This window comes from Pedobacter steynii, from assembly GCF_001721645.1.
In the GTDB taxonomy this organism is placed as follows: Bacteria; Bacteroidota; Bacteroidia; order Sphingobacteriales; family Sphingobacteriaceae; genus Pedobacter; species Pedobacter steynii_A.
The window spans coordinates 1104318-1127146 of the sequence record NZ_CP017141.1; the positions used below are offsets into that span (position 1 = coordinate 1104318).

The following is a 22829-nucleotide window of genomic DNA, read 5'->3' on the forward strand; positions in this document are numbered from 1 at the left end:
CAGATTCAACTTTACAGAATTGAAACATTTTCCTATATTTGGCCAATCCTTTAGTCAATGCAAAAGAGAACCCTGCTAGACGGTCAAAAATTCCAGATCACAATTAAGAGACTTTGTCATCAATTAATTGAGAACCATACCGATTTTTCAAATACTGTTTTAATCGGCATTCAGCCAAGAGGCAGCTATTTTGCCGATAGAGTGCAGACCGAACTCTCCCAAATCCTTAAGAAAAGTACGATCAAAAAAGGCAATTTAGACATTACCTTTTTCCGTGATGATTTTAGAAGGAAAGATGGAATCGTTTCTGCAAACAGCAATACCATAGATTTTATTATCGAAGGGAAAAATGTAATCCTGATTGACGATGTACTCTGGACCGGACGTACCATACGTGCCGCAATGGATGCATTACTCGCTTATGGAAGGCCTGAAAGAGTAGAATTGATGGTCTTAATTGACAGGCGTTTTTCAAGGCATTTGCCTATAGAACCCGATTATATCGGTCAGCAGGTAGACAGCTTAAACTCACAACAGGTAAGGGTGAGCTGGAAGGAAACCGAAGGAGAAGACAAAGTAATCTTAATATCAGAAAGCAATAAATAATATGGCAGTAGAAAAATTATCAACCCGACATCTTTTAGGTATCAAAGATATTAACCGAAATGATATCGAATTGATCTTAGAAACTGCAGATAATTTTAAAGATGTCATCAACAGACCGATTAAGAAGGTTCCTTCCCTGAGAGACATTACCATTGCCAATATTTTCTTTGAGAACTCTACCCGCACCAAGCTTTCTTTTGAGCTAGCAGAAAAGAGACTTTCAGCGGACACCATCAATTTTGCAGCCTCCTCTTCTTCAGTGAGTAAAGGAGAAACATTGATCGATACCGTAAACAATATACTGGCCATGAAAGTGGACATGGTAGTCATGAGACATCCCTATGCCGGAGCTGGTCAGTTCCTGAGCAAACATATTAATGCCCAGATTGTAAACGCCGGAGATGGCGCACATGAACATCCTACCCAAGCCCTTTTAGATGCTTTCTCTATCCGCCAGAAACTAGGTGATGTAGCTGGTAAAAAAGTAGTTATTGTAGGTGATATTTTACATTCCAGAGTGGCCATATCAAACATTCTATGCCTGCAAAAACTGGGTGCAGAAGTAATGGTATGCGGCCCGACAACCTTAATTCCGAAACACATTGAGAGTCTGGGTGTAAAGGTAGAACATAACCTGATTAAAGCTTTAAACTGGTGCGATGTAGCCAATATGCTGCGCATCCAGCTGGAAAGACAAGATATCAAATACTTCCCATCCCTCAGGGAATATGCCATGATGTACGGCTTAAACAAGCAGATCCTGGACAATTTAGATAAAGAGATCGTTGTGATGCATCCCGGTCCGATTAACCGCGGCGTAGAGATCACCAGTGATGTGGCAGACAGCAAACAATCCATCATTCTTGAACAGGTGGAAAATGGCGTTGCTGTGAGAATGGCTGTACTTTATCTGCTGGCCTCTCAAAGAGATTAAAAAACCAAAAAGTTTTTTATACCAATCTCGTTTTCTTTTCGTTAAACCAGTGTTATCAACAGTTGTTAATTTCTTATGTTAATAAGACATAATACTATTTTTATATTAGTACCAACCATATTTGAAACCAGATGCAGAAAAAATACTTTTTTATTCCGCTATTACTAGCGGGTAGCTATACGTCTAGTTATGCGCAGTCCAGCATACTAGTGCACTTAAATCAAAATTACCGAACCGGTCTGGAGTTACTGGACAATGAAAAGTACATCGCAGCAGCACAACAATTTAGGTTGGTAGAACAAGCCAGACAAAAGCCTGGTGCACAACAGGAAAGTAACTCAGAGTTATCTCTTCTTAAAGAAAATGCAAAGTTCTATGCTGCAGTTTGTGCCCTTGAACTAGGAAATAATGATGCCGAAAGTCTCTTTCAGAATTTTATTAAAGATTACCCACTAAACGCAAATACCAAACTGGCTTATTTCCATGTTGGTAAATCTTATTTTGCTCAGGAGAACTATCAGAAAGCATTGGATTGGTTTGAAAAAACGGATCCTTCTACCCTCTCCGGCAAACAACGTTTAGAATATCAGTTCAAACAGGGTTATGCTTACTTTATGTTGAAAAACACCGAGAAGGCAGAACCTTTATTTGAAATCGTAAAAAAGGAACAGTCTCCATATCAGGAAAGTGCAACCTATTATTTTGCTTACATCAATTACCTGAACAAGGAATATAAGACAGCCTTAGCCAATTTTGAGAAGCTAAAAGGTTCTCCAACATACGAAGCGAGTTATCCTTACTACATCACTTCCATGTATTACCTGGATGAGCGTTATGACGATGTAATTGCTTATGCTACTCCGATCTTAAAAACATCAAAACAACAGTATGAAGCGGAAATGCTGAGCCTTATTGCAGCTTCCTATTTTGCTAAATCTGATTATACCAATGCAGAGAAATATTTTAGTGAGTTCTATGCAAAAGACAAATCAGAAGTAAAAAATAACCTCTTTATTTACCAATACGGATATTCCCTGTTTCACTTAAAAAGGTACCAGGAATCTGTTACCATCCTCGAAAAACTGGATACTGATGATGTGTACCTGCAAAGCGGGATGTACACCTTAGGCCGTTCATTCATTCAATTGAAAAACAAGGAAAAAGCCCGGAGTGCTTTCTTCAGGTCTTCAAGACTTGATTTCGATAAGTTTATACAGGAAGAGGCCTGGATCAACTATGCCCGCTTAAGTTATGAACTTGATTTCAATCAGCAGGCGCTGGAATCTACACAGAACTTCCTAAAGCAGTTTCCAAAATCGCGTAAGGCGAATGAGGCTAAAACCTTGTTGGGGGAGATTTTGTTAACCAGTAAAAATTACCAGGCAGCTATTGACATCCTGGAACCAATTCCTGACAAATCACCTGAGGCCAAAGAAGCTTATCAGAAAGTTACTTATTTCAGAGGACTGGAATTTTATAACGAAAGAGCATTCCCGAATGCCTTATCTATGTTCTTACGCTCAGAAAAGTTCCCTGAAGATCAGGAAATCCATGCGCTAAGCACCTACTGGAAAGCAGAAGCCAGTTATGAACTGAGAAAATTCGGAGAAGCGGTGAAAAACTTTGAAAAGTTCCTGGATATGCCTGGAGCAGACAAAACAGAGGTTTACAACTTTGCCAATTATGCCCTTGCTTATGCCGCTTTTGAAGACGAACGCTATGGAAAAGCAGCCACCTATTTTGAGCGTTTCCTGAAAGGAAATGACAAAGACCAGAAAACGATAACTGATGCGACAATCAGGTTAGCGGATTCTTATTTCGTCAACAAAAGCTATGGCAATGCCTTAGAGAATTACAATAAAATCATTGCCTCAAAAGCGACCGGAGAAGATTACGCCCTTTTCCAGCGCGGAATGATCCAGGGACTGGAAAACCAGAACGATGCAAAAATCAACACCATGCAGAGTCTGTTGAAACAGTTCCCAAATTCAAACTATGCGGATGATGCAGGATTCGAAACTGCCTATACCTATTTCAATAAAGGAGATCTGGATAAATCCAGAACGGATCTGACCTCTTTGATCAGTCAATACCCTCGAAGCAGCTATGTGCCCCGCGCATTGGTTACCATTGGATTAGTTCAATACAACCAGGATCAGGATGATGCGGCAGCAGAAACCTTCAAGAAAGTCATTGCTGATTATGGAAGCAGTGAAGAAGCCAAACAAGCCCTGGAATCGATCAAAAACATTTATGTAGATAAGGGAGATTCAGAAGGTTTTATCAATTATGCAAAGACTACCCCAATCGGAGATTTCTCTCTTGCGGAACAGGATAACATTGTTTTTACTGCAGCGAATAACCGCTACCTGAAAGGGGATGCAAAAGGTGCCTTTGAAGCAATCAATGCTTATTTCGACAAATTTCCTAAAGCCATTCATACCAAAGAGGCTAAATTTATCAGGGCAGAATCCCTGGTAAAATTAGGCAGACCTGATGAAGCAATTCCTGATTACGAGTTCATCCTGAACGATTGGACCAGCGATTATACAGAACGTTCATTGGTGAGTATCTCTAAGCTGTTCCTGGATCAGAAAAAATACAATGAAGCCATTGTTTACCTGAAAAGACTGGAAACCACTGCAGATTATAAGGTACATTATACCTATGCCATCAATAACCTGCTGAAAGCTTACAGTGCACTGAACATGCCTGATGATGTGATCAAATATGTTGCACTTATAAAAGAATCTGATAAATCTTCTCAGGAAGAGAAAAGCAGTTCAGAATTGTATGCAGGGAAAGCTTATCTGGCGAAAGCCGATACGGCGCTTGCTGTGAAGTCATTCAACCAGGTAGTAGAAAAAACAAAAACGCTGGCAGCTGCAGAAGCAAAATATAATCTTGCCGCTATTCAGTATGCGAAAAGAGAATACAAGACTTCTACAAAAACCTGTTTTGACCTGATCAATAACTTGTCATCTTATGATTACTGGGTTGCTAAATCTTTCATTCTGCTGGCCGACAATTATGTGGCATTAAAAGACAATCTACAAGCTAAAAGTACGCTCCTTAGCCTTATAGACAATTATGAAGGAAAGGACGATATTGTCCAAACCGCTAAGGAAAAATTACAAAAAATTAAATAAGACAAGCACGATGAGATTGACGAAATTAATATATACTACCCTATTTTTTATTACTGCAGGATCTCTGAGCGCATTGGCACAGGATACCAAGACTAATGAAAAGAAAAGCGAAGAAAAAGCTGTAACAGAAGAGATCGAAGTTGTCAGGCCTTATAAACCTGTTCTGGCAGAAGCGGTAAAGCTGAGAAGAAGTCCTGATCTGAATACAGTAAAAACCTATAAAGCAAAATTCAACTATAGCCTGACCGACAGAAAGCTGGAATTGAATTCAGACATCAATAAATTACAGGCAGAGCAGGTTGCAAAGGAAAGAGAAACAGAACTGATCAACAATTATGTGAAAGGTGGTTTTGGAATCCGCACGACTGTTTTAGGTGAGGCATACATCAACCTTGGAAGAGATGAAGCGCTGCAGGCCGGTGCCTTCTTTAAGCATTTCGGACAAAAAGGAAAGCTGAAGGGACAAGAGGTTAACCAACAACAATTGAGTGTCTTTGGAAGAAGCATTGGTGATCAGGTGACCATGAGTGGTCGTATCAATTACCAGAGAAACGGGTTGTTCTTTTATGGCTATAATCCGGCACAGCCAGAACTCAACCTCAACCCGGACAGACAAACCCTGAGCTTCATTGAAGCAGAAGGTGAAATCGTTAACAAATACACTGACGATCCTGATGCCCTTAGCTATGCCGTAAAATTAAACGGATATTTATGGAACGATAAGTATGCCGCAAAGGAAAATTCCATTGTCCTGAACGGTTACGTGAACAAAAGAATCAGTAGTTTTAACTTAGGCCTGGCTGCTTCAGCAGAATTTGGAAATACCAAAGACGCCCTGGTAAGCGTTGGAAATAACCTGTTAAAATTAAACCCATACATCAGACTTCAGGCAAACGGAATAAAGATCAATGCCGGAATTAATTTTGTTCAGGAATTTGGTGCATTCTCTAAAAGCAGAATATTCCCGGCTGTTACTGCAGACCTGACATTAATCCCTGACTACCTGCAATTGTTTGCAGAAGTGAAAGGAGATGTGAACCGCAATTCGCTAAAACAGTTTACTGATGAAAACCCATTCCTGAACTCGAACATCCAAATCAGAAACTCAGTTGAAAAACTAGGTTTCAGCGCCGGAATTAAAGGAACAGGAGGCCCGGGCTTTGGCTATAAAGCGAGAGTATATCACAAAAAAATCTCCGATATGCCACTCTTCGTAAATAATTTCAACAATCCAAGCCGCTTTGATGTGATCTATGATTTCGGATCAACAACAGTAACTGGTCTGGAAGGAGAAATCTCTGTACAGGTGAGCAATTCCTTAAAATGGACTGGTAAACTGAATTTCGAAGATTATAAACCTGCACAGGAAACGGAAAGCTGGTACAAACCTCAGATGAGAATCAGCTCAGACTTATTGTTCAACATCACAGATAAGATTGGATTAAATGCATCTGTAGCCATTCAGGATGCCAGCAAAGCTAAAGTATATACTGCTGAACCAGCTAATCCTTACCTGATTCCGAACCGCGCTATCGAAACCGTAGAAAGTGTGAAGGCTTTTGTAGACCTTGGTGTTGGTGCCAGTTATAAAATCAACAACAAATTCTCTGCTTTTGCCAGGGCAAACAATCTGTTGAATACCTCATATAGCAGGTACCTTTATTATCCAACTATTGGAACCAATATTTTCGGAGGTTTAACTTACTCCTTCTAAGCGGTTTTCAATTATTAATTGGTTGATATAGAATTAAAATTTAATTTTACCAGAATGGACATGCTAGCGTATCTTACAGAGCTTATTAAAACCCGTAAAGAGGTTGGAATCCCCGGACTTGGAACAATCTATAAAAAGAAATCACCGGGAAGGTATGATGCGGAAACACATTCGTTCCTGCCTCCCAGTTATGTATTGGATTTTAGTTCTGAAGTAAGGGAACAAGCGCTGCTGATTGACCATATCTGTAAAAAAAGAAATATATCCCCGGATGCGGCTACTTATTATGTGGACGAATTTTCGGACGAAATAAAAAGACAATTAGAGGAACACCAGGAGGCCAGTTTTTATCCTCTTGGAACTTTATATCAAAAATCAGAAACGTTAAGCTTTAAACCTGTAAATGATCAAAACTTCGGTTTTGATTTTTACGGTTTACCGCCTGTCAAAGAAGAAGCTGATTTACTGGAAGAGGAAGTAGAAATACCTCATTATTCGCCGAAACCTGTAATCGAAGCGCCTCAACTCCAGGAAGAAGACCTTGTGGAGGAAGTCGCAGAACAGGGACCTGGGGAAGAACAACTGAACCTGGAAAGCAGCAATGCTGACCTTAGGGATGCAGAAGAAGAAATCATCACATCCGGGCCTCCTGTGATTGAAGAGGCCATTGTGTCTGAGAAAGAAGAATCCCTTCCTGAAGAACAAGTAGTCACGGAAGAGCTTCCTATAGAAGAAGTATATGAGGTAGAGGAAGAAACCCAGGCACGCTCCGTATCTGATGAACAAGTCGTTTACGAAGAAATCGCAGAAGTCGAATTCCCCGCTAAACCAGTGGAGCAGCCAGTAATTGAAACGGTAATTCCTACGACCATTAACGATACCTACGCTCAGTCTAACAAGCCCGTTTATGAACCTCGTCCTGTAGTATTACCTGAGCCGGCAGCAGAGAGAGAACCGGTTGCCGATACCGGATTCTACAACTCCAATGGAGAATATACAGAAAAGGCTTCAACACCAGTTTATTTAAAAATCCTGATTGCTTTATTGCTGATTCTTATCGGGCTTGCTGCTGCTTATTTCATACGTCCGGATCTCTTTGATCCCATGCTGAAAAGAGGACAGAGTTCAACAGTCCTCCCTGCAGAAACAGGTACTAACGAACAGAATTTAAATCAAACAACGGATTCCCTTTCGCAGACAAAAGGTAATGAAATACCTGACTCTGCAAAAAAAGATACAGCGGTAAACACGAAACCTGTCCCTGTAAAACCTGCAGGCACAACAGGGACAAGTACCGTACCTGTTGCAAGCACAGAGACAACCTATGAGGTTATTGGTTCCTCAGTATCCAGTCAAAGAGAAGCAGAACGCTTTATCGCCAATATGAAATCTATTGGGGTTACTGCTAAAGCGATCCCTCCTGCCCCGGGAAAAAAGAAAATAAAGATCAGTATTGCAACGTTTAAAGACTATGCATCTGCTGACGCAGAAAGACCTAAGCTGGAAAAAAAACTGGGCATTAAAGATTTATACATACACACAAACAAACCACTATAAATTATGATCGCATTAATACAGGGTGCTAATGATAGCCTGAAACAACTTGTTGATACCGCTAATAACGCTACTCAAGCCGTAACTGCAGCACCTCCGGAACTACACTTTATCGACCTCCTGCTAAAGGGTGGATGGGTAATGATTCCCCTGGCTTTCCTTGCTTTTTTAGGATTAGTCATTTTTGTGGAAAGATACCTCACCATCAGGAAAGCTTCCAAAACGGAATCAAACCTGATGCTTCAGATTAAACAATACATTCATGATGGCAGGTTAGACAATGCGATTGCATTATGTAAGAACAACAACTCTCCTTTAGCCAGGATGTTGGAAAAAGGACTAAAACGTATTGGCCGTCCGATTAAAGACATTGAAGCGGCAATTGAGAACAATGGAAAACTGGAAGTATCCAAGCTGGAAAAAAACATTGGTATACTTGGAATTATTGCCGGTATTGCGCCAATGCTTGGTTTCGTTGGTACCATTATTGGGGTAATTACCATCTTTCATGATGTATCCATCAAAGGAGCAATTGAGATCGGAACCATTTCCGGAGGTTTATATACTAAAATGATTACTTCCGCTACCGGTCTGATCATCGGTATTATTGCTTATGTACTATATCATATATTGAATATGATGGTAGAGCGCATCATACTAAGAATGGAAACGGATGCTATTGAGTTTATTGATCTATTAGAGGAGCCAGGCAAATAATGAATCTACGCAAGAGAAATAAAGGAACAGTAGAGGTTCATACTTCTGCACTGAATGACATCATGTTCTTCCTGCTGCTGTTTTTTCTACTGGCTTCTGCTGTAGTTAACCCGCAGGTAGTAAAGCTGTTGTTGCCAAGATCAGAATCAGGACAACAATCTTCAGCGCAGAAAACCGTTACTGTATCTATAGATGAAAAGCTGAATTATTTTGTAGACAAGCAACCTACAACTCTGGAAAATATCCAGGCGGCAATTGAAACTTATCAAAAGGCATCTCCTGATCTGACTATTGTGCTTTACGTAGCCAGAGGAGTTTCCATCGAAAACACCATGCTTGTCTTTGATATTGCAAACAAGTTAAAACTTAAAGTTGTACTCGCTGTAGAACCTAAGAAATAATGATGTACCCAAAGGAAGAAAACAATTATCCTAAAGCAGTAGCCATTTCTACTGGTATTATGATTTTCCTCATCGCTTTGAGTTTCTTCATCGCGATAGGAACATTCCAGCCTCCTGTAGAGGCGGGTATGGGGGGAATTGTGGTCAATTACGGAACATCTGTCACAGGAATGGGAACAGACTATACAAGTATAGAGGAACCTTCCGCAGATCCGAATGCCAATAACAAACCACCAGATAAAGTGGTTCCAAAAGAACCAACCAAGGAAACCCCAACTAATCAGAACAGCACTAAAGAGATCGTTACGCAAAGTACGGAAGAGGCAGTGAGTGTCAATACAAAAAGCAGTAATAAGAACACCGCTCCCACTGCAACTACGGAGACTAAACCTGCCAAACCTGTAATCAATCAGAATGCTTTGTATAAAGGTAAATCTAATAAAGGTACAGGTGGTGGTGATGGAACCGGTACTACTCCGGGAAACCAGGGCGACAAAGACGGAGATCCGCTAGCCAATAATTATGGCGAAGGTGGATCCGGATTTGGGGAGACCCCTATTGCACTTAGAAAGTTTACAAACCTCGTTACTCCTCAGGATGACGGGCAAAAAACGGGAAAAATTGCAGTGAGGATCAAGATCAATAAAAGCGGTGTTGTGATTGATGCAACACCTGGAGTGAAGGGGACGACTCTGAATGACAGAGAGCTGTGGCAAAAATGCAAACAAGCCGTAATGGGTGCACGCCTGACCCAATCTGAATCTGCCCCTGATGTTCAAATCGGAGTGGTGGTATTCAACTTTAAAGTGAAATAACACCTGGTATTCTTTTTTAGAACTCCAAAATGAACTATAAACAAACTCTCGATTATCTGTACGGTAAATTACCTATGTTTACCCGTGTTGGGGCAGTAGCCTTCAAAAAAGACCTGCACAACACCATCGCCATGTGCGGGAAACTGGGAAATCCTCAGCAGAAATTCAAAACGATACATGTCGGTGGAACCAATGGAAAGGGTTCCACCTCACACATGCTTGCTGCCATCCTCCAGCAAGCCGGGTATAAGACTGGTTTATATACCTCTCCTCATCTTAAAGATTTCAGGGAACGCATCCGGATCAACGGGGTAATGGTTTCTGAATCGTTTGTGACCGATTTTGTAGAACAGCAGCAGGACATTATGGAGGAAATCAGTCCTTCATTTTTTGAAGTCACAGTTGCAATGGCATTCTCCTATTTTGCGGAAGAGCAGGTAGACATTGCCATTATAGAAGTGGGCTTGGGTGGCAGACTGGATTCTACCAATATCATTACTCCCGAGCTATCTGTCATCACCAACATCAGTCTCGACCATACCAATATACTCGGTACTACCCTACCCGAAATTGCAATGGAGAAAGCGGGAATTATCAAATCCGGCATTCCGGTAGTAATAGGAGAGCAGCAGGAAGAAACTACAGCAGTGTTTACCCGGAAGGCTCAGGAAACCAATAGTCAGATTACTTTTGCAGATCAGGAACTTCAAATCACACATCTTATTAAAAAGGAGAAATACCTTAACGCGGATGTACTGCTCGCGAACAAACCTTTATACCAGCACCTGGAATCAGACCTCAACGGATCTTACCAAAGGAAAAATATCCTGACAGTAATTCAATCTGTTCTCATTTTAAAAGAAAAAGGTTATCATATTACAGATGAGGCACTCTATACTGCTTTAAAAGATGTAAAAGGATTGACAGGTTTACAAGGCCGATGGCAGACATTACAAGAAAACCCATTGATTATCTGTGATACCGGACACAACATTGCAGGCATTACAGAAGTGATGCAAAATATCAGTGATACACCACATGATCAGTTACATATGGTTATCGGAATGGTTAAAGATAAAGACATCAGCGGGGTTTTGGCCCTGCTTCCAAAAGATGCACATTACTACTTTTGCCAGCCTGAACTGGAAAGGGCACTTCCTGCGGCGGAACTGGCGGAAGAAGCGAAGAAGTATCACCTTATCGGAGAGGTGTTCCCTACCGTACAATTCGCTTTTCATGCCGCAAAAGACAATGCCGATTCCAATGACCTGGTCTTTGTAGGCGGAAGCACTTTTGTCGTGGCTGAAGTCCTATAAAATCTTTACATTACAGTCAATTCAATAATTATATGGATTAACTACCTTTAAAAATTCTTAATACACACAACTCAATGAAAAGAATTTACCTGTTATTTTCTGCACTACTTGTTACCTGTAGTGTATCCATGGCGCAAAAAAAAACACCTGCCGCTACAAACAAAGACTTCCCTGCTTCCATCAACAGACCTAAACTGGTCGTTGGTATGGTAATCGATCAAATGAGATGGGATTATCTTTACCGCTACTACAACAGATACAGTGCAGGAGGTTTTAAAAGACTTATCAATGAAGGTTTCTCTGCCGAAAACACCTTCATCCCTTATACTCCTACTTATACCGCATGTGGACACGCCAGTATTTATACCGGCTCTGTTCCCGCCATCAATGGAATTATCGGTAACGACTGGTATGATCCTCAATTGGGTCGTAATGTATATTGCGCGGAAGATACCGCGGTAACCAGTGTCGGAAGCACCACAATGGCTGGCGTCATGTCTCCAAAAAACATGTTGACGACCACCATTACCGATGAACTTCGCCTGGCTACTAATTTCCAGGGTAAGGTAATCGGTATTTCTCTGAAAGACCGCGGGTCTATCCTTCCTGCCGGACATTCTGCCAATGCAGCTTACTGGTTTGACGGACAAACCGGCGACTGGATCACGAGTACTTACTATATGTCCAAACTACCATCCTGGGTAGAGGATTACAATAAAATCAAGCTGGTAAATAAGTTTTATGAGAAAAACTGGCCTACACTTTACCCAATCGAAACCTATACCCAGAGTACAGCAGACGATAAGCCTTATGAAGGAAAAGCGAGAGGCGAGCAAAGCCCTGTTTTCCCTCATCCTTTAAAATTGTATGCAGGTAAGAATTTTGAGATGATCAAAAGTACACCTTATGGAAATACCATGACTTTAGATCTGGCTAAACTGGCCATCCTATCTGAAGACCTGGGTAAGGATAATGTCACTGATTTCCTTGCAGTAAGCTGCTCTTCTACAGATTACGTAGGACATATGTTCGGTCCGAATTCTATTGAAGCAGAAGATACTTACCTTAGATTAGACAAAGACCTGGCAGAATTTTTCGACTACCTGGACAGCAAAGTAGGTAAAGGAAATTACCTGTTCTTTTTATCAGCAGATCATGGTGCAGCGCATGTACCTGGATTTATGGCAGAGAACAAATTACCGGGTGGAACTATTGACGACAGTCCGGTGGTAAAAGAACTGAGTACCCGCCTGGAAGCTAAGTTTGGCATAAAACAAGCCATCATCAAATCAATGAACAACCAGATCTATTTTAATCATAAAAATATAGAGCATGCAAAACTTGATTTTGATGCCATTAAAGCTTTCAGCATTGAATTCCTAAAAACCCAAAATGGTTTTGTAAATGCGGTAGACCTGAATAAAGTTGGAGCAAGCACTTTACCTGAACCGATAAAAACAAGGATCACCAATGGATACAATGCCAGAAGAAGCGGAGACATCTATTTTATCCTTCAGCCCAACTATTTCGATAGCAGCAGCAAAACCGGAACCACTCATGGTTCATGGAATCCTTACGATGCTCATATTCCCTGTGTATTCATGGGTTGGAATGTAAAACCAGGAAAGACAAACAAGACACATTATATGACAGATATTGCTGCAACACTGGCCGCAATGCTGCATATACAGATGCCAAGCGGTTGTGTAGGAGAACCGATCACAGAGCTTACCCATCAATAAATCAATTTATAAGAAAAAAAGCCGTCCTGAATGTAATCAGGACGGCTTTTTTTATGCATCATCCTATTGTATTGATTTGGCTATTTTAACCACCCTACGCTCAGTTTTTGTTACCTTTACCTACCAATTATAAAACCATCCTATGGAGAAAATTGAAATCTATAAGCCCAAACATAAAATACGTTTTGTAACTGCTGCTGCCCTGTTTGATGGACACGATGCAACCATTAATATCATGCGCCGCATTCTTCAGTCGTCCGGAGCAGAGGTCATACACCTTGGTCATAACCGGTCTGTGGATGAAGTGGTAAATTGCGCCATTCAGGAAGATGTACAAGGTATTGCCATGACTTCCTATCAGGGTGGGCATATTGAATATTTTAAATACATGTATGACCTGTTACAGGAACGCGGTGCTGCTCATATCAAAATTTTTGGCGGCGGCGGCGGGGTAATCCTTCCTTCCGAGATTGCAGAATTACAGGAATATGGCATCACCAGGATCTATTCCCCTGATGACGGACGTAAAATGGGCTTGCAAGGCATGATCAATAACATGCTGGAACAAACGGATTACATCACGACAACCACGCTTAATGGAGAGCTTAAAACCATTCCTCAGAAGAATGTAAAGAGTATTGCTTCCGCTATTACTGTTGCAGAAAATGATCCGGAAGCGGCACAGTCATTTGTAGATGAGCTAAAAAAACTAACGCTTAAAAACCAGGCTCCGGTATTGGGAATTACAGGAACAGGTGGTTCCGGTAAATCTTCCCTTGTAGATGAATTAGTAAGACGCTTCCTGATTGAAGTAAAAGATAAAACCATGGCAATCATTTCGGTAGATCCTTCCAAACGTAAAACAGGAGGTGCTTTGCTGGGCGACAGGATTCGTATGAATGCCATTAATAACCCAAGGATCTACATGCGTTCCCTGGCCACCAGACAAGCCAATCTGGCCTTATCTAAAAATGTTCAGGAAAGCATAGACATCTGTAAAGCCGCCGGTTACGACCTGATCATTGTGGAAACTTCCGGAATTGGACAATCTGATACTGAAATTACTGAGCATTGCGACGTTTCCCTCTATGTAATGACTCCTGAATTTGGCGCTGCGACACAGTTAGAAAAAATCGATATGCTTGATTTCGCCGATCTGGTAGCCATTAATAAATTTGATAAACGTGGAGCATTAGATGCGTTACGTGATGTTCGCAAGCAATACAAACGCAATCATAACCTTTTCGATGCCAAAGACGAGACAATTCCTGTTTTTGGAACCATGGCCTCTCAGTTCAACGACCCTGGAATGAACAACCTTTTTACTGCCCTGATGGGCAAAATCAAAGAGAAAACCAAAGTCGATTTCAACGCGCAAATGGAACTCACCTTGGAGCAGTCAGAAAAGATTTATATCATCCCGCCAGACCGAACCAGGTATCTCGCAGAAATTGCCGAAGCCAGTCAGACCTACAATGAATGGGTTGAAAAACAAAGCGCCATTGCCAGGAAACTATACCAGCTTCAGGGGGTCATCCAACTGTCTAAAGAACAAAAACTGATTAAAGATATTCCGGCAACTGAAAATATCGGAGATGCACTACAGGATATCTATCAGCATCTCGAAGAACAACTGGACGGAGAGTGCAGAAGATTACTGCGCCAATGGCCGGAAACAAAGATCAAATACAAACAGGAATTCTTTGTGTATAAAGTAAGGGATAAAGAGATCAGACAACCTTTATTTTATGAGTCCTTATCCAAACTTCAAATCCCTAAAGTATCCCTTCCGCGCTATGAAGACTGGGGTGATATCCTGCGTTGGTTATTAACAGAAAATGTTCCGGGTGAGTTCCCTTATGCTGCAGGGGTTTTCCCGCTAAAGCGTGACGGAGAAGATCCAACACGAATGTTTGCTGGTGAAGGGGGACCGGAAAGAACAAATAAAAGATTTCACTATGTGTCTTTAGGCCAGCCTGCACATCGTTTATCCACTGCATTTGACTCTGTAACTTTATATGGTGAAGATCCGCACCTCAGGCCTGACATTTATGGCAAAATAGGGAATTCCGGAGTGAGTATAGCCACATTAGATGACGCAAAAAAGCTATATTCAGGTTTTGACCTCTGTGCTCCTTCAACATCGGTATCCATGACGATCAATGGGCCTGCTCCTATGTTATTGGGCTTCTTTATGAATGCAGCCATAGATCAGCAATGCGAGAAGTATATCATGGAACATGAGCTTCAGGAAGAAACAGAAGCTAAGATAACCGCGATTTATAAGGCTAAAGGAATCGCAAGACCAAGCTATAGCGGAGGGCTTCCTGAAGGCAATAACGGTTTAGGCCTGATGCTACTGGGAGTAACCGGAGACCAGGTTCTGCCAGCCGACGTATATGCAAAAATCAGGGCCTATGCCATCAGTACCGTAAGGGGAACAGTTCAGGCTGATATCCTGAAAGAAGATCAGGCACAAAATACCTGTATATTTTCTACAGAATTCGCCTTGAGAATGATGGGTGATATCCAGAACTATTTTATCACTGAAAAAGTGCGTAATTTTTATTCGGTATCCATCTCTGGCTACCACATAGCTGAAGCAGGTGCCAATCCGATTTCGCAACTCGCCTTTACCTTAAGTAATGGGTTTACCTTTGTGGAATACTACCTAAGCAGAGGAATGAATATTGATGACTTTGCCCCTAACCTATCGTTCTTCTTCTCCAATGGAATCGATCCGGAATATTCGGTTATCGGTCGTGTTGCCAGAAGAATCTGGGCAAAAGCCATTAAAAATAAATACAAAGGAAATGATCGCTCACAAAAACTGAAATATCACATTCAGACTTCAGGCCGTTCCCTGCATGCTCAGGAAATTGATTTTAACGATATCCGTACCACATTGCAGGCTTTGTATGCCATCTACGACAACTGCAACTCATTACACACCAATGCCTACGATGAAGCCATTACGACCCCAACAGAAGAATCTGTACGCAGGGCGATGGCAATTCAGCTGATCATCAACAGGGAATTAGGGCTTGCAAAGAATGAAAACCCTTTACAGGGAGCTTTTATTATTGAAGACCTGACTGACTTAGTAGAAGAGGCAGTATTGCTTGAGTTTAAACGGATCAATGACAGAGGTGGTGTATTAGGTGCAATGGAAACCATGTATCAGCGAGGTAAAATCCAGGAAGAAAGCCTGTATTATGAAACACTCAAACATACCGGTGAATATCCAATTGTAGGAGTAAATACCTTCCTGAATAAAAATGGTTCACCTACTATTGTCCCTGGAGAAGTAATACGCGCAACAGAAGAGGAAAAACAATATCAGATTACCGCGTTAAAAGCTTTCCAGGAAAGAAACGCAGACAAAACAGCCTCAGCCCTTAGAAAACTGCAGAAGTCTGCCATAGCAGGAGATAATATCTTCGAAGAACTCATGGAAGTCTGTAAAATCTGTTCATTAGGCCAGATATCGAATGCTTTATATGAAGTTGGGGGACAATACAGAAGAAACATGTAATGTTTTTTTCTAACCTATAAAAAAGGCTCCGTTATCAACGGAGCCTTTTTTATACAGTGATGATGAAATTACCTGTTAAAAATTAGGCTTATTTACATCCCACCATAATCTGGTTCCCCCATTATCCGGTCCTCCTAGCATCTGAACCGCTTTTTGAACTTCAGCTCCATTTGTAGAGTATTCATTGGCAGGGTAAGCAAGCCTTCTGATTTGGACTTGTGTATCTATAGCTCCGTTACTATTGTTATTTACGACAGTAAAAAGTTTAGGATATCCGGTACGGCGGAATTCTGTCCATGCTTCCTGACCTTCCGGAAACATCGCCAGCCATTTTTGAGTAATAATTCGTTCCAGCTTGCGCTCATTGGAAGCCCCTGAATCCCAGCTGATGGTAATTGTAGATACCGCAGGAGCGTTATTTGCTGCGTTTAAAGGATCAACATAGGCTTTAGGTAAACTGGTTGCATCATTTTTATAATTACCGGCAGATACCCCCCATTGATCCATTGAGGCCTGGATTCCTGTTTCATAATTACTTTTTACATCTCCCGCACCCGTCCAGTTGCGTAATCCGGCTTCTGCTTTTAGAAAATATACTTCTGCAGCAGTCATCATCCACATGGGCGAATTAGGCCCAAAAGCAGTGGATGCATTTAAGGTAGAAAAACCATTATAACCCGGTTTAGCTGTGACCGCCGATCCTAGGCGAATTCCTTTATACTGACCTTTAAAAAGGTTATCAGTTGCAGGCGAAACATATTTAGGTAATCTGGGATCATTATACCCTGTCATATAAGACTCTAAGGAAGCTCCCATCGAAATATCAGTCCAGCTGCTTGCAATTACATTTAATGGATTGTGATAACCTCCGCCGGAAATACCCGCATTGTCCGCATTTGTAGCCAGCAATCCACCATTAGCCGGATCAAGAGCTTTCTGTCCCTGCGACTGTGCAGTAGCCGGATCAACTTTTACGATGTGCATAGCCAAACGCAAACGCAGGGAATTGGCCAGCTTAATCCATTTGCTATACTCACCACCATACACAAGATCGTATTTTGCAAAAGGATTTTTTTCCATGCTTGAGTTTTGGGCGGCAGCTTTTACATAGGTGTTCAGATTGGTAACAGCAGTATCTAATTCCAGAAAGAATTGCTTATAAGCATCCTGCTGACTATCATAAGGGGTTGAAATTAAAGAACTGCCGGATTTACTGTAAGCAATCGGACCAAACTTATCTGTTAACCGGCTAAAAGTCTCCACCTTAAGAATCAATGCAATTCCCCAAAAATCAGGTAACTTAGTTCTTGTTCCTGCCTGAGCAATTGAGTTGATCGCAAATAAGGAGTTGGTATAGGAAACGATAAAGGATTGCCTGTTCCAGCCATCTACCAGATCATAATTCAGGTTATTAATATTGCCTCTGAAAGGGTTCGGAGACATCATATAACCGGCATAACAATCTGCATTTAAATTCTGGGTCAATTGATAGTCTCCTTCAAGGCCAAAAATTGCACTCTGAATTCCAGGATAAACCAGACCAATATGATATTGATCCGGAGTAAAACCGGTATTATCTGTATTGAACTTTTCAAAGTCTTTCGTACAACTGCTTAAGGAGAATAATAGTAGAAAACATAAGACTGCCTGGCAGAACTTATATCCATGATGTACCATTAATATATAGGGTGTTTTCATTGTTTCTTTTTTTAAATTGAATAATTTACAGGGTAACATTCAGGTTAAAACCAATATTACGTGTTGCCGGCTGACTAAACACATCTACGCCAGAAAGTCCGTTTCCGGTTGACATCGTAACTTCAGGATCAAAAGGTGCTTTTTTATGAAAGTATAAAAGGTTTCTTCCGATTAAAGAAAGCCTTACATTCTTTACAAACCCTTTAGTGAAAGGTACGCTGTATCCCAGAGACACCTCGCGCAAACGAATTGCAGTAGCACTATAGATATAATTCTCTGTGATCCCATCACGTCCGCCAACAGTGGTAAACCATTTTTTTGGATCAACACTGCTGATCGGAGTACCTTTAACGGCATCAACACCATTGATATTTACACTCCCCCGATCCCTCGCTTCTCCGGAAGCTTTAGACACCCCATATTTATCCAGTAAAGCTTCGGTCAGAGAAAGTACTTCACCACCAAATTTGCCATCTATCAGAAAGTTCAGGCTGAAATTTTTATAATCGAAGCTATTGCTCCAACCCAATTGAAACTTAGGATTAGGATTTCCAATATAGTTAAATCCAGGATTCACCATTGGTGCTCCTCCGCTACCGATTAAAATTCTACCCTGTGCATCACGTTGAAAAGTAACCCCATGAATATCACCAAAAGAACCACCAGTAGTCAACACTGATTCGTAAGTATTGTTACGATTGGGCGTCAATACAAAACGATTTATACCATCTTTCGAATCTACATCGATCACTTTGTTTTTATTAGCGGATCCGTTAAAAGAGGTATTCCAGCTAAAATCGTCGTTTTTGATCACATCGTACCCCAGGTTAAATTCTATACCTGAATTTTGAATATCACCCGCATTTACATATCCCAATGAGAATGTAGTGGTATAAGCAGGAATAACCTGGATAAATTGATTCAGTGTATTCGATTTGTAATAGGTAAAGCTCAGACTTAATCTGTTGCTCAGAAAACGAAGATCTGCACCTAACTCAAAGGAGTTTGTTTTCTCAGGTTTCAATTGAGGAAAAGGCGCAACAGAGTTCAAAAGCACACCTCCACCGATATTCATATGGGTTAAAGGTCTGGTTACATAAGAAGGAACTGTATTTCCAACCTGTGCATAAGTACCCCTCACTTTCGCATAGCTGATGATCTCAGGTAACTTCATTGCCTGATTCAGAATAAAGGACAAACCTGCGGATGGATAAAAATAAGATTTGTTGGGAGTGAAGGCCAGATTTGACGACCAGTCACTTCTTCCGGTCAGGGTAAGGTAAGCCCAGTTTTTATAAGAAAAATTTGCATTTGCAAACAGAGACTGAATCTGGCTATGGTTATTAGGCAAAGTCAATGTAGGCGGACCTCCGGCTGCGGTAGCAATATTCTCCGGTAAAAAGATATTTGGAATGGTTAATCCGGGTTCGGTATAATTGTTACTTGCATCAGGACCAGTACGGGTTCCCACAGTCTTTGTATCTGTAATACTAGTGCCCAATACCCCATCTATTTTTAAATCCGACTCACCTGGAACGGAGAAAGTCAATAATAAATCTGCATACTTTTGCTCATTAGTCTGATCACTCATCAGCAACTGACCGTTCTTTTTCGCTAAAACCGGATGCGTTCCTGCATAAAGGCGTTGTTCATACTTATCATTGGTACGGTCGATACTTCCGCGTGCCTGCAGGTTTAACCATTTCGTAAAATCATATTTTACGCTGGCATTCAACAGGATTCTGTTTCTCCTGGATTCATTAAGGTTGCGGTTTAATATCCACCATGGATTTTGTTGCACATCTTCATTAAAGGGCCAGTTTTGAATTGGGGCACCATTCCCTCCTGCAACAGCAGGCAATTCAAACTGATCTCTATAAGGGGAAAGGTCTTTTCCCCGTGGGAACAAATACAAACCGGTTAAAGGATTCAGATATAGTCCCAGTCCAGGGCTGTTTTTTATCGTTTGTGAAATATAGTTTATATTTCCATCTACACTTAGCCTGTTATCAAAGAATTTTGCACTCTCCCGGAAATTAACATTATGCCTGGAAAGATCATTGGTCGGCTCAATTCCCCTCGCCGCAGTATTAGCGTAAGAGAAATAACTTTGTGCAGCTTCCGTACCACCAGAAAGATTAATAGAATTGGTCCAGTTTCTGCCGGTTTGAAAAAAGGAAGATACATGATCTGCCGCTCCTGTTAATTTCTCTCCCCAGCTATCCGTAGCTCCTGCTTTGGTTTCTCCATAGTTATTTTGGAACTTCGGTTTATAAGCAACCTGGTCCAGCGTAAGAGAAGAAGCGTAATTCACTATTGCTTTACCTGCTTTTCCCTTTTTAGTGGTAATCATGATTACGCCATTTTGTGCCTGACTACCATATAAAGCAGAGGCAGACGCCCCTTTCAGTACAGTGATGTTCTCTATATCGTCGGGGTTCAGGTTAGAAATACCATCACCGCCGTCCTGACTGGCGCTAACGGCAGCTGTTCCACCTTGTCCGACATTAGATCCGAAGGTATTATTGGGTTGACCATTCGCATTTGAACCGTTAGATATAGGTACTCCATCAATCACATATAAAGGCTGATTGTTTCCTCCTGCTGACTTATTTCCTCTTAATACCACCTTTGCAGAACCTCCCACACCGGAAGCACTAGGTGATATCGTTACTCCCGCTATTTTACCGTTAAGGGAATTCATCAGGTTATCGCTTTTTACCTTTGTCAATTCAGATCCTGATAACTGCTGACTGGAATAGGTGATTGATTTTTCTGATTTTTTGATACCGAGTGCAGTTACCACTACCTCACCAAGTTGTCGGCCATCCTCCTCGAGGACAACACTTAACTGTTTGGAACTAATGGTGACCTCTTTTGTGGTATATCCCAGATAACTGAATACCAATACATCGCCGATATTGGCTTGTATGGAGAACTGGCCATCTCCATTTGCGGAGGTGCCAATTTTTGTTCCTTTAAGCAAAACATTAACACCTGCAAGGGCCTGCCCTTTGACATCTTTTACGGTTCCGCTAATAGTTTCTGCTTTTTTTGCGAACTCGGTCCTGGTCAGAGATCGAATTCTTAATGCACCGTGATCTGTATTGGAAGCCAAAGCTCCCAGCGCAAGACAGGGCATTACTACGGTCAATAGTAATGATTTTTTCATTGTTGATTTGTGGATGATTAGGTTAATTTTGGGTTGATTGATTATATTTATGTATTCATTTGAATTCTTTTAGTGTTTACAATTAGCTTTTCCTGGTCAAAATTTTCCATAACCAATACAGCAGCGCCGATGATCTCTCCGTCGAAACCAAGCTTCGAAATGAGTATTTCTATATTCGCTGCCAACCGGGGAATGCAATATTTATTCAGCGCGAGTTGAATTGGGGCCATCATGATTTTACCACCTTTAGCACCGCGCCCACTCAGGACAATAGTTTTTGGATTCATAATATGAATCAGAATAGCCAGGGCTTTTCCGATCTTATAACCTGCATCAGAAAGTAATTCGATAACGAAGGGGTCTCCCGTTGCAGCCACTTCGAAAATAGCATCTCCCATTAACTTCAGCGGATCGTCAATAACAGATTGTAAGGTAGACAGGCGACCTTGTTTAATGCCCTCTTTTGCTTTTTCTACCACCACCAACATAGATGCTTCTGCCTCCAGGCATCCCTGTTTGCCACAAATACACAAGGCTCCATCTTCAAACAGGGGGATATGGCTAAATTCACCGGCAAAACCATCATGTCCTCTGAACACCTCACCTTTAACAATCATCCCAAGGCCAATCCCCCAGCCAAGATTGATGACCATTACTTCTTCCTGAGATTTTGCAACGCCAAATTTTTGTTCTGCCAATGCAATGACACTGGAATCATTCGCTACATAGGTAGGCAGACCAGTTGCCTTAGAAATATATTCGTTCAGGCTCTCTCCCTGAGCATCGAGATAGGAATAATTAATTCCTCGTTCTGCACTTACAAAACCTGGCATTCCTATTCCAATTCCTAATATTTTCGCTTTCTCAATTCCAGTTCTTAAAATATAGCTATTGATGTATTCAATCAGCTTATCCAATGCGATGGCATTGTCGTTCAATAGCAGTTCTACCATTTCAACTTCCGCTACGGGACGGTTGTACAAATCGACAATTGTAATCCTTGTAGATAGCTGATCCATCGCTACAGCCATAATATACATTGCATCAGACTTAACAGCATAAGTCAGAGGTCTTCGCCCACCACTTGAAGGAGCGTATCCAACTTCCACAACAAAGCCTTCCTCAATCAGCTCATTAATAGCTTTCATAATTATTGGCAGACTTTTACCAAAAAGGATACTCAACTCGGCACATGAAAGAGCATTTTCATAGTAAAGCTTCTTTAAAATTTCGCTTTTCAATTCTGATGCTTTTACAAGTTTAATCTTCATATTAAAATAATCTATTTAATAAACTTAATAAATTATTTTAAAATGTTTCAATTTTTATTAAATAAATTCAATTAAATGCACTTATAAACAAAATAACGTTCATAAGTTGGCAGAGTTAAAATATTTATTAAGACAAGAAAATCAGCTGTTATTTAATTTGTTGATCTTTGAGTACCCATCAGCACCCAAAAATGATTTATCACAA

Annotated in this window: 14 protein-coding genes; 11 read left to right on the forward strand and 3 right to left on the reverse strand. The window is 41.1% G+C overall.

All coding sequences use genetic code 11. The features are described 5' to 3' along the window. The first annotated feature begins 57 nt into the window (after positions 1–57). The 11 genes from pyrR (at position 58) to BFS30_RS04435 (ending at position 16483) form a co-directional block, all read left to right on the forward strand. A complete protein-coding gene (gene pyrR / locus BFS30_RS04385) occupies positions 58–606 on the forward strand; it encodes a bifunctional pyr operon transcriptional regulator/uracil phosphoribosyltransferase PyrR (protein ID WP_069378157.1) in 549 nt (182 codons plus the stop codon). 1 nt (position 607) lies between these two features. Beyond that, positions 608–1540: an aspartate carbamoyltransferase catalytic subunit gene (locus tag BFS30_RS04390; protein ID WP_069378158.1), complete on the forward strand. Its 933-nt coding sequence runs from the start codon at positions 608–610 to the stop codon at positions 1538–1540. A gap of 131 nt (positions 1541–1671) precedes the next feature. Continuing rightward, positions 1672–4689 carry a tetratricopeptide repeat protein gene (locus tag BFS30_RS04395; RefSeq protein ID WP_069378159.1) on the forward strand — a complete coding sequence of 1006 codons (3018 nt, stop codon included), beginning with the start codon at positions 1672–1674 and terminating at the stop codon, positions 4687–4689. A 10-nt stretch (positions 4690–4699) separates the two neighbouring features. Then, positions 4700–6403, forward strand: a complete 1704-nt coding sequence (locus BFS30_RS04400; RefSeq protein WP_069378160.1) for a TonB-dependent receptor — start codon at positions 4700–4702, stop codon at positions 6401–6403. Between the two features lie 54 nt (positions 6404–6457). Next, entirely contained in the window at positions 6458–7960 is a 1503-nt protein-coding gene (locus BFS30_RS04405; protein ID WP_069378161.1) for a tail fiber domain-containing protein, read from the forward strand. Positions 7961–7963: 3 nt separating this feature from the next. Continuing rightward, the gene (locus BFS30_RS04410) at positions 7964–8674 is read left to right on the forward strand and encodes a MotA/TolQ/ExbB proton channel family protein (protein ID WP_157262874.1); all 711 of its coding nucleotides are present in this window, start codon (positions 7964–7966) and stop codon (positions 8672–8674) included. Continuing rightward, complete coding sequence (locus BFS30_RS04415) at positions 8674–9075, forward strand: ExbD/TolR family protein (protein ID WP_069378162.1); 402 nt, start codon at positions 8674–8676, stop codon at positions 9073–9075. Before BFS30_RS04410 ends, BFS30_RS04415 begins: the two co-directional genes overlap by 1 nt. Further along, positions 9075–9890, forward strand: a complete 816-nt coding sequence (locus tag BFS30_RS04420) for an energy transducer TonB (RefSeq protein ID WP_069378163.1) — start codon at positions 9075–9077, stop codon at positions 9888–9890. Before BFS30_RS04415 ends, BFS30_RS04420 begins: the two co-directional genes overlap by 1 nt. A 29-nt stretch (positions 9891–9919) precedes the next feature. Further along, on the forward strand, positions 9920–11206 hold the full coding sequence (locus BFS30_RS04425; RefSeq protein WP_069378164.1) for a bifunctional folylpolyglutamate synthase/dihydrofolate synthase: 1287 nt from the start codon (positions 9920–9922) through the stop codon (positions 11204–11206). Between the two features lie 74 nt (positions 11207–11280). Continuing rightward, a complete protein-coding gene (gene pafA, locus BFS30_RS04430; protein ID WP_069378165.1) occupies positions 11281–12948 on the forward strand; it encodes an alkaline phosphatase PafA in 1668 nt (555 codons plus the stop codon). Positions 12949–13090: 142 nt separating this feature from the next. Beyond that, on the forward strand, positions 13091–16483 hold the full coding sequence (locus BFS30_RS04435) for a methylmalonyl-CoA mutase family protein (protein WP_069378166.1): 3393 nt from the start codon (positions 13091–13093) through the stop codon (positions 16481–16483). Between the two features lie 75 nt (positions 16484–16558). On the opposite strand, the gene BFS30_RS04440 is transcribed toward BFS30_RS04435, so the two are convergent. The 3 genes from BFS30_RS04440 to BFS30_RS04450 are packed head-to-tail and all read right to left on the reverse strand — an operon-like array spanning position 16559 to position 22624. Beyond that, positions 16559–18181 (reverse strand): SusD/RagB family nutrient-binding outer membrane lipoprotein, encoded by a 1623-nt coding sequence (locus BFS30_RS04440; RefSeq protein ID WP_083252284.1) that lies wholly within the window; start codon positions 18179–18181, stop codon positions 16559–16561. Positions 18182–18206: 25 nt separating this feature from the next. After that, positions 18207–21353 carry a SusC/RagA family TonB-linked outer membrane protein gene (locus tag BFS30_RS04445; protein ID WP_083251958.1) on the reverse strand — a complete coding sequence of 1049 codons (3147 nt, stop codon included), beginning with the start codon at positions 21351–21353 and terminating at the stop codon, positions 18207–18209. Positions 21354–21400: 47 nt separating this feature from the next. Further along, entirely contained in the window at positions 21401–22624 is a 1224-nt protein-coding gene (locus BFS30_RS04450) for an ROK family protein (protein WP_069378168.1), read from the reverse strand. Between the last annotated feature and the right edge of the window lie 205 nt (positions 22625–22829).

Excerpts from the sequence above, each read along its gene's own strand:
- BFS30_RS04450 (WP_069378168.1), bottom strand. The coding sequence starts at position 22,624 with ATGAAGATTAAACTTGTAAAAGCATCAGAATTGAAAAGCGAAATTTTA.
- BFS30_RS04425 (WP_069378164.1), top strand. The coding sequence starts at position 9,920 with ATGAACTATAAACAAACTCTCGATTATCTGTACGGTAAATTACCTATG.
- BFS30_RS04415 (WP_069378162.1), top strand. The coding sequence starts at position 8,674 with ATGAATCTACGCAAGAGAAATAAAGGAACAGTAGAGGTTCATACTTCT.
- BFS30_RS04420 (WP_069378163.1), top strand. The coding sequence starts at position 9,075 with ATGATGTACCCAAAGGAAGAAAACAATTATCCTAAAGCAGTAGCCATT.
- BFS30_RS04445 (WP_083251958.1), bottom strand. The coding sequence starts at position 21,353 with ATGAAAAAATCATTACTATTGACCGTAGTAATGCCCTGTCTTGCGCTG.
- BFS30_RS04410 (WP_157262874.1), top strand. The coding sequence starts at position 7,964 with ATGATCGCATTAATACAGGGTGCTAATGATAGCCTGAAACAACTTGTT.
- pyrR (WP_069378157.1), top strand. The coding sequence starts at position 58 with ATGCAAAAGAGAACCCTGCTAGACGGTCAAAAATTCCAGATCACAATT.
- BFS30_RS04395 (WP_069378159.1), top strand. The coding sequence starts at position 1,672 with ATGCAGAAAAAATACTTTTTTATTCCGCTATTACTAGCGGGTAGCTAT.
- pafA (WP_069378165.1), top strand. The coding sequence starts at position 11,281 with ATGAAAAGAATTTACCTGTTATTTTCTGCACTACTTGTTACCTGTAGT.
- BFS30_RS04390 (WP_069378158.1), top strand. The coding sequence starts at position 608 with ATGGCAGTAGAAAAATTATCAACCCGACATCTTTTAGGTATCAAAGAT.
- BFS30_RS04405 (WP_069378161.1), top strand. The coding sequence starts at position 6,458 with ATGGACATGCTAGCGTATCTTACAGAGCTTATTAAAACCCGTAAAGAG.
- BFS30_RS04440 (WP_083252284.1), bottom strand. The coding sequence starts at position 18,181 with ATGAAAACACCCTATATATTAATGGTACATCATGGATATAAGTTCTGC.
- BFS30_RS04435 (WP_069378166.1), top strand. The coding sequence starts at position 13,091 with ATGGAGAAAATTGAAATCTATAAGCCCAAACATAAAATACGTTTTGTA.
- BFS30_RS04400 (WP_069378160.1), top strand. The coding sequence starts at position 4,700 with ATGAGATTGACGAAATTAATATATACTACCCTATTTTTTATTACTGCA.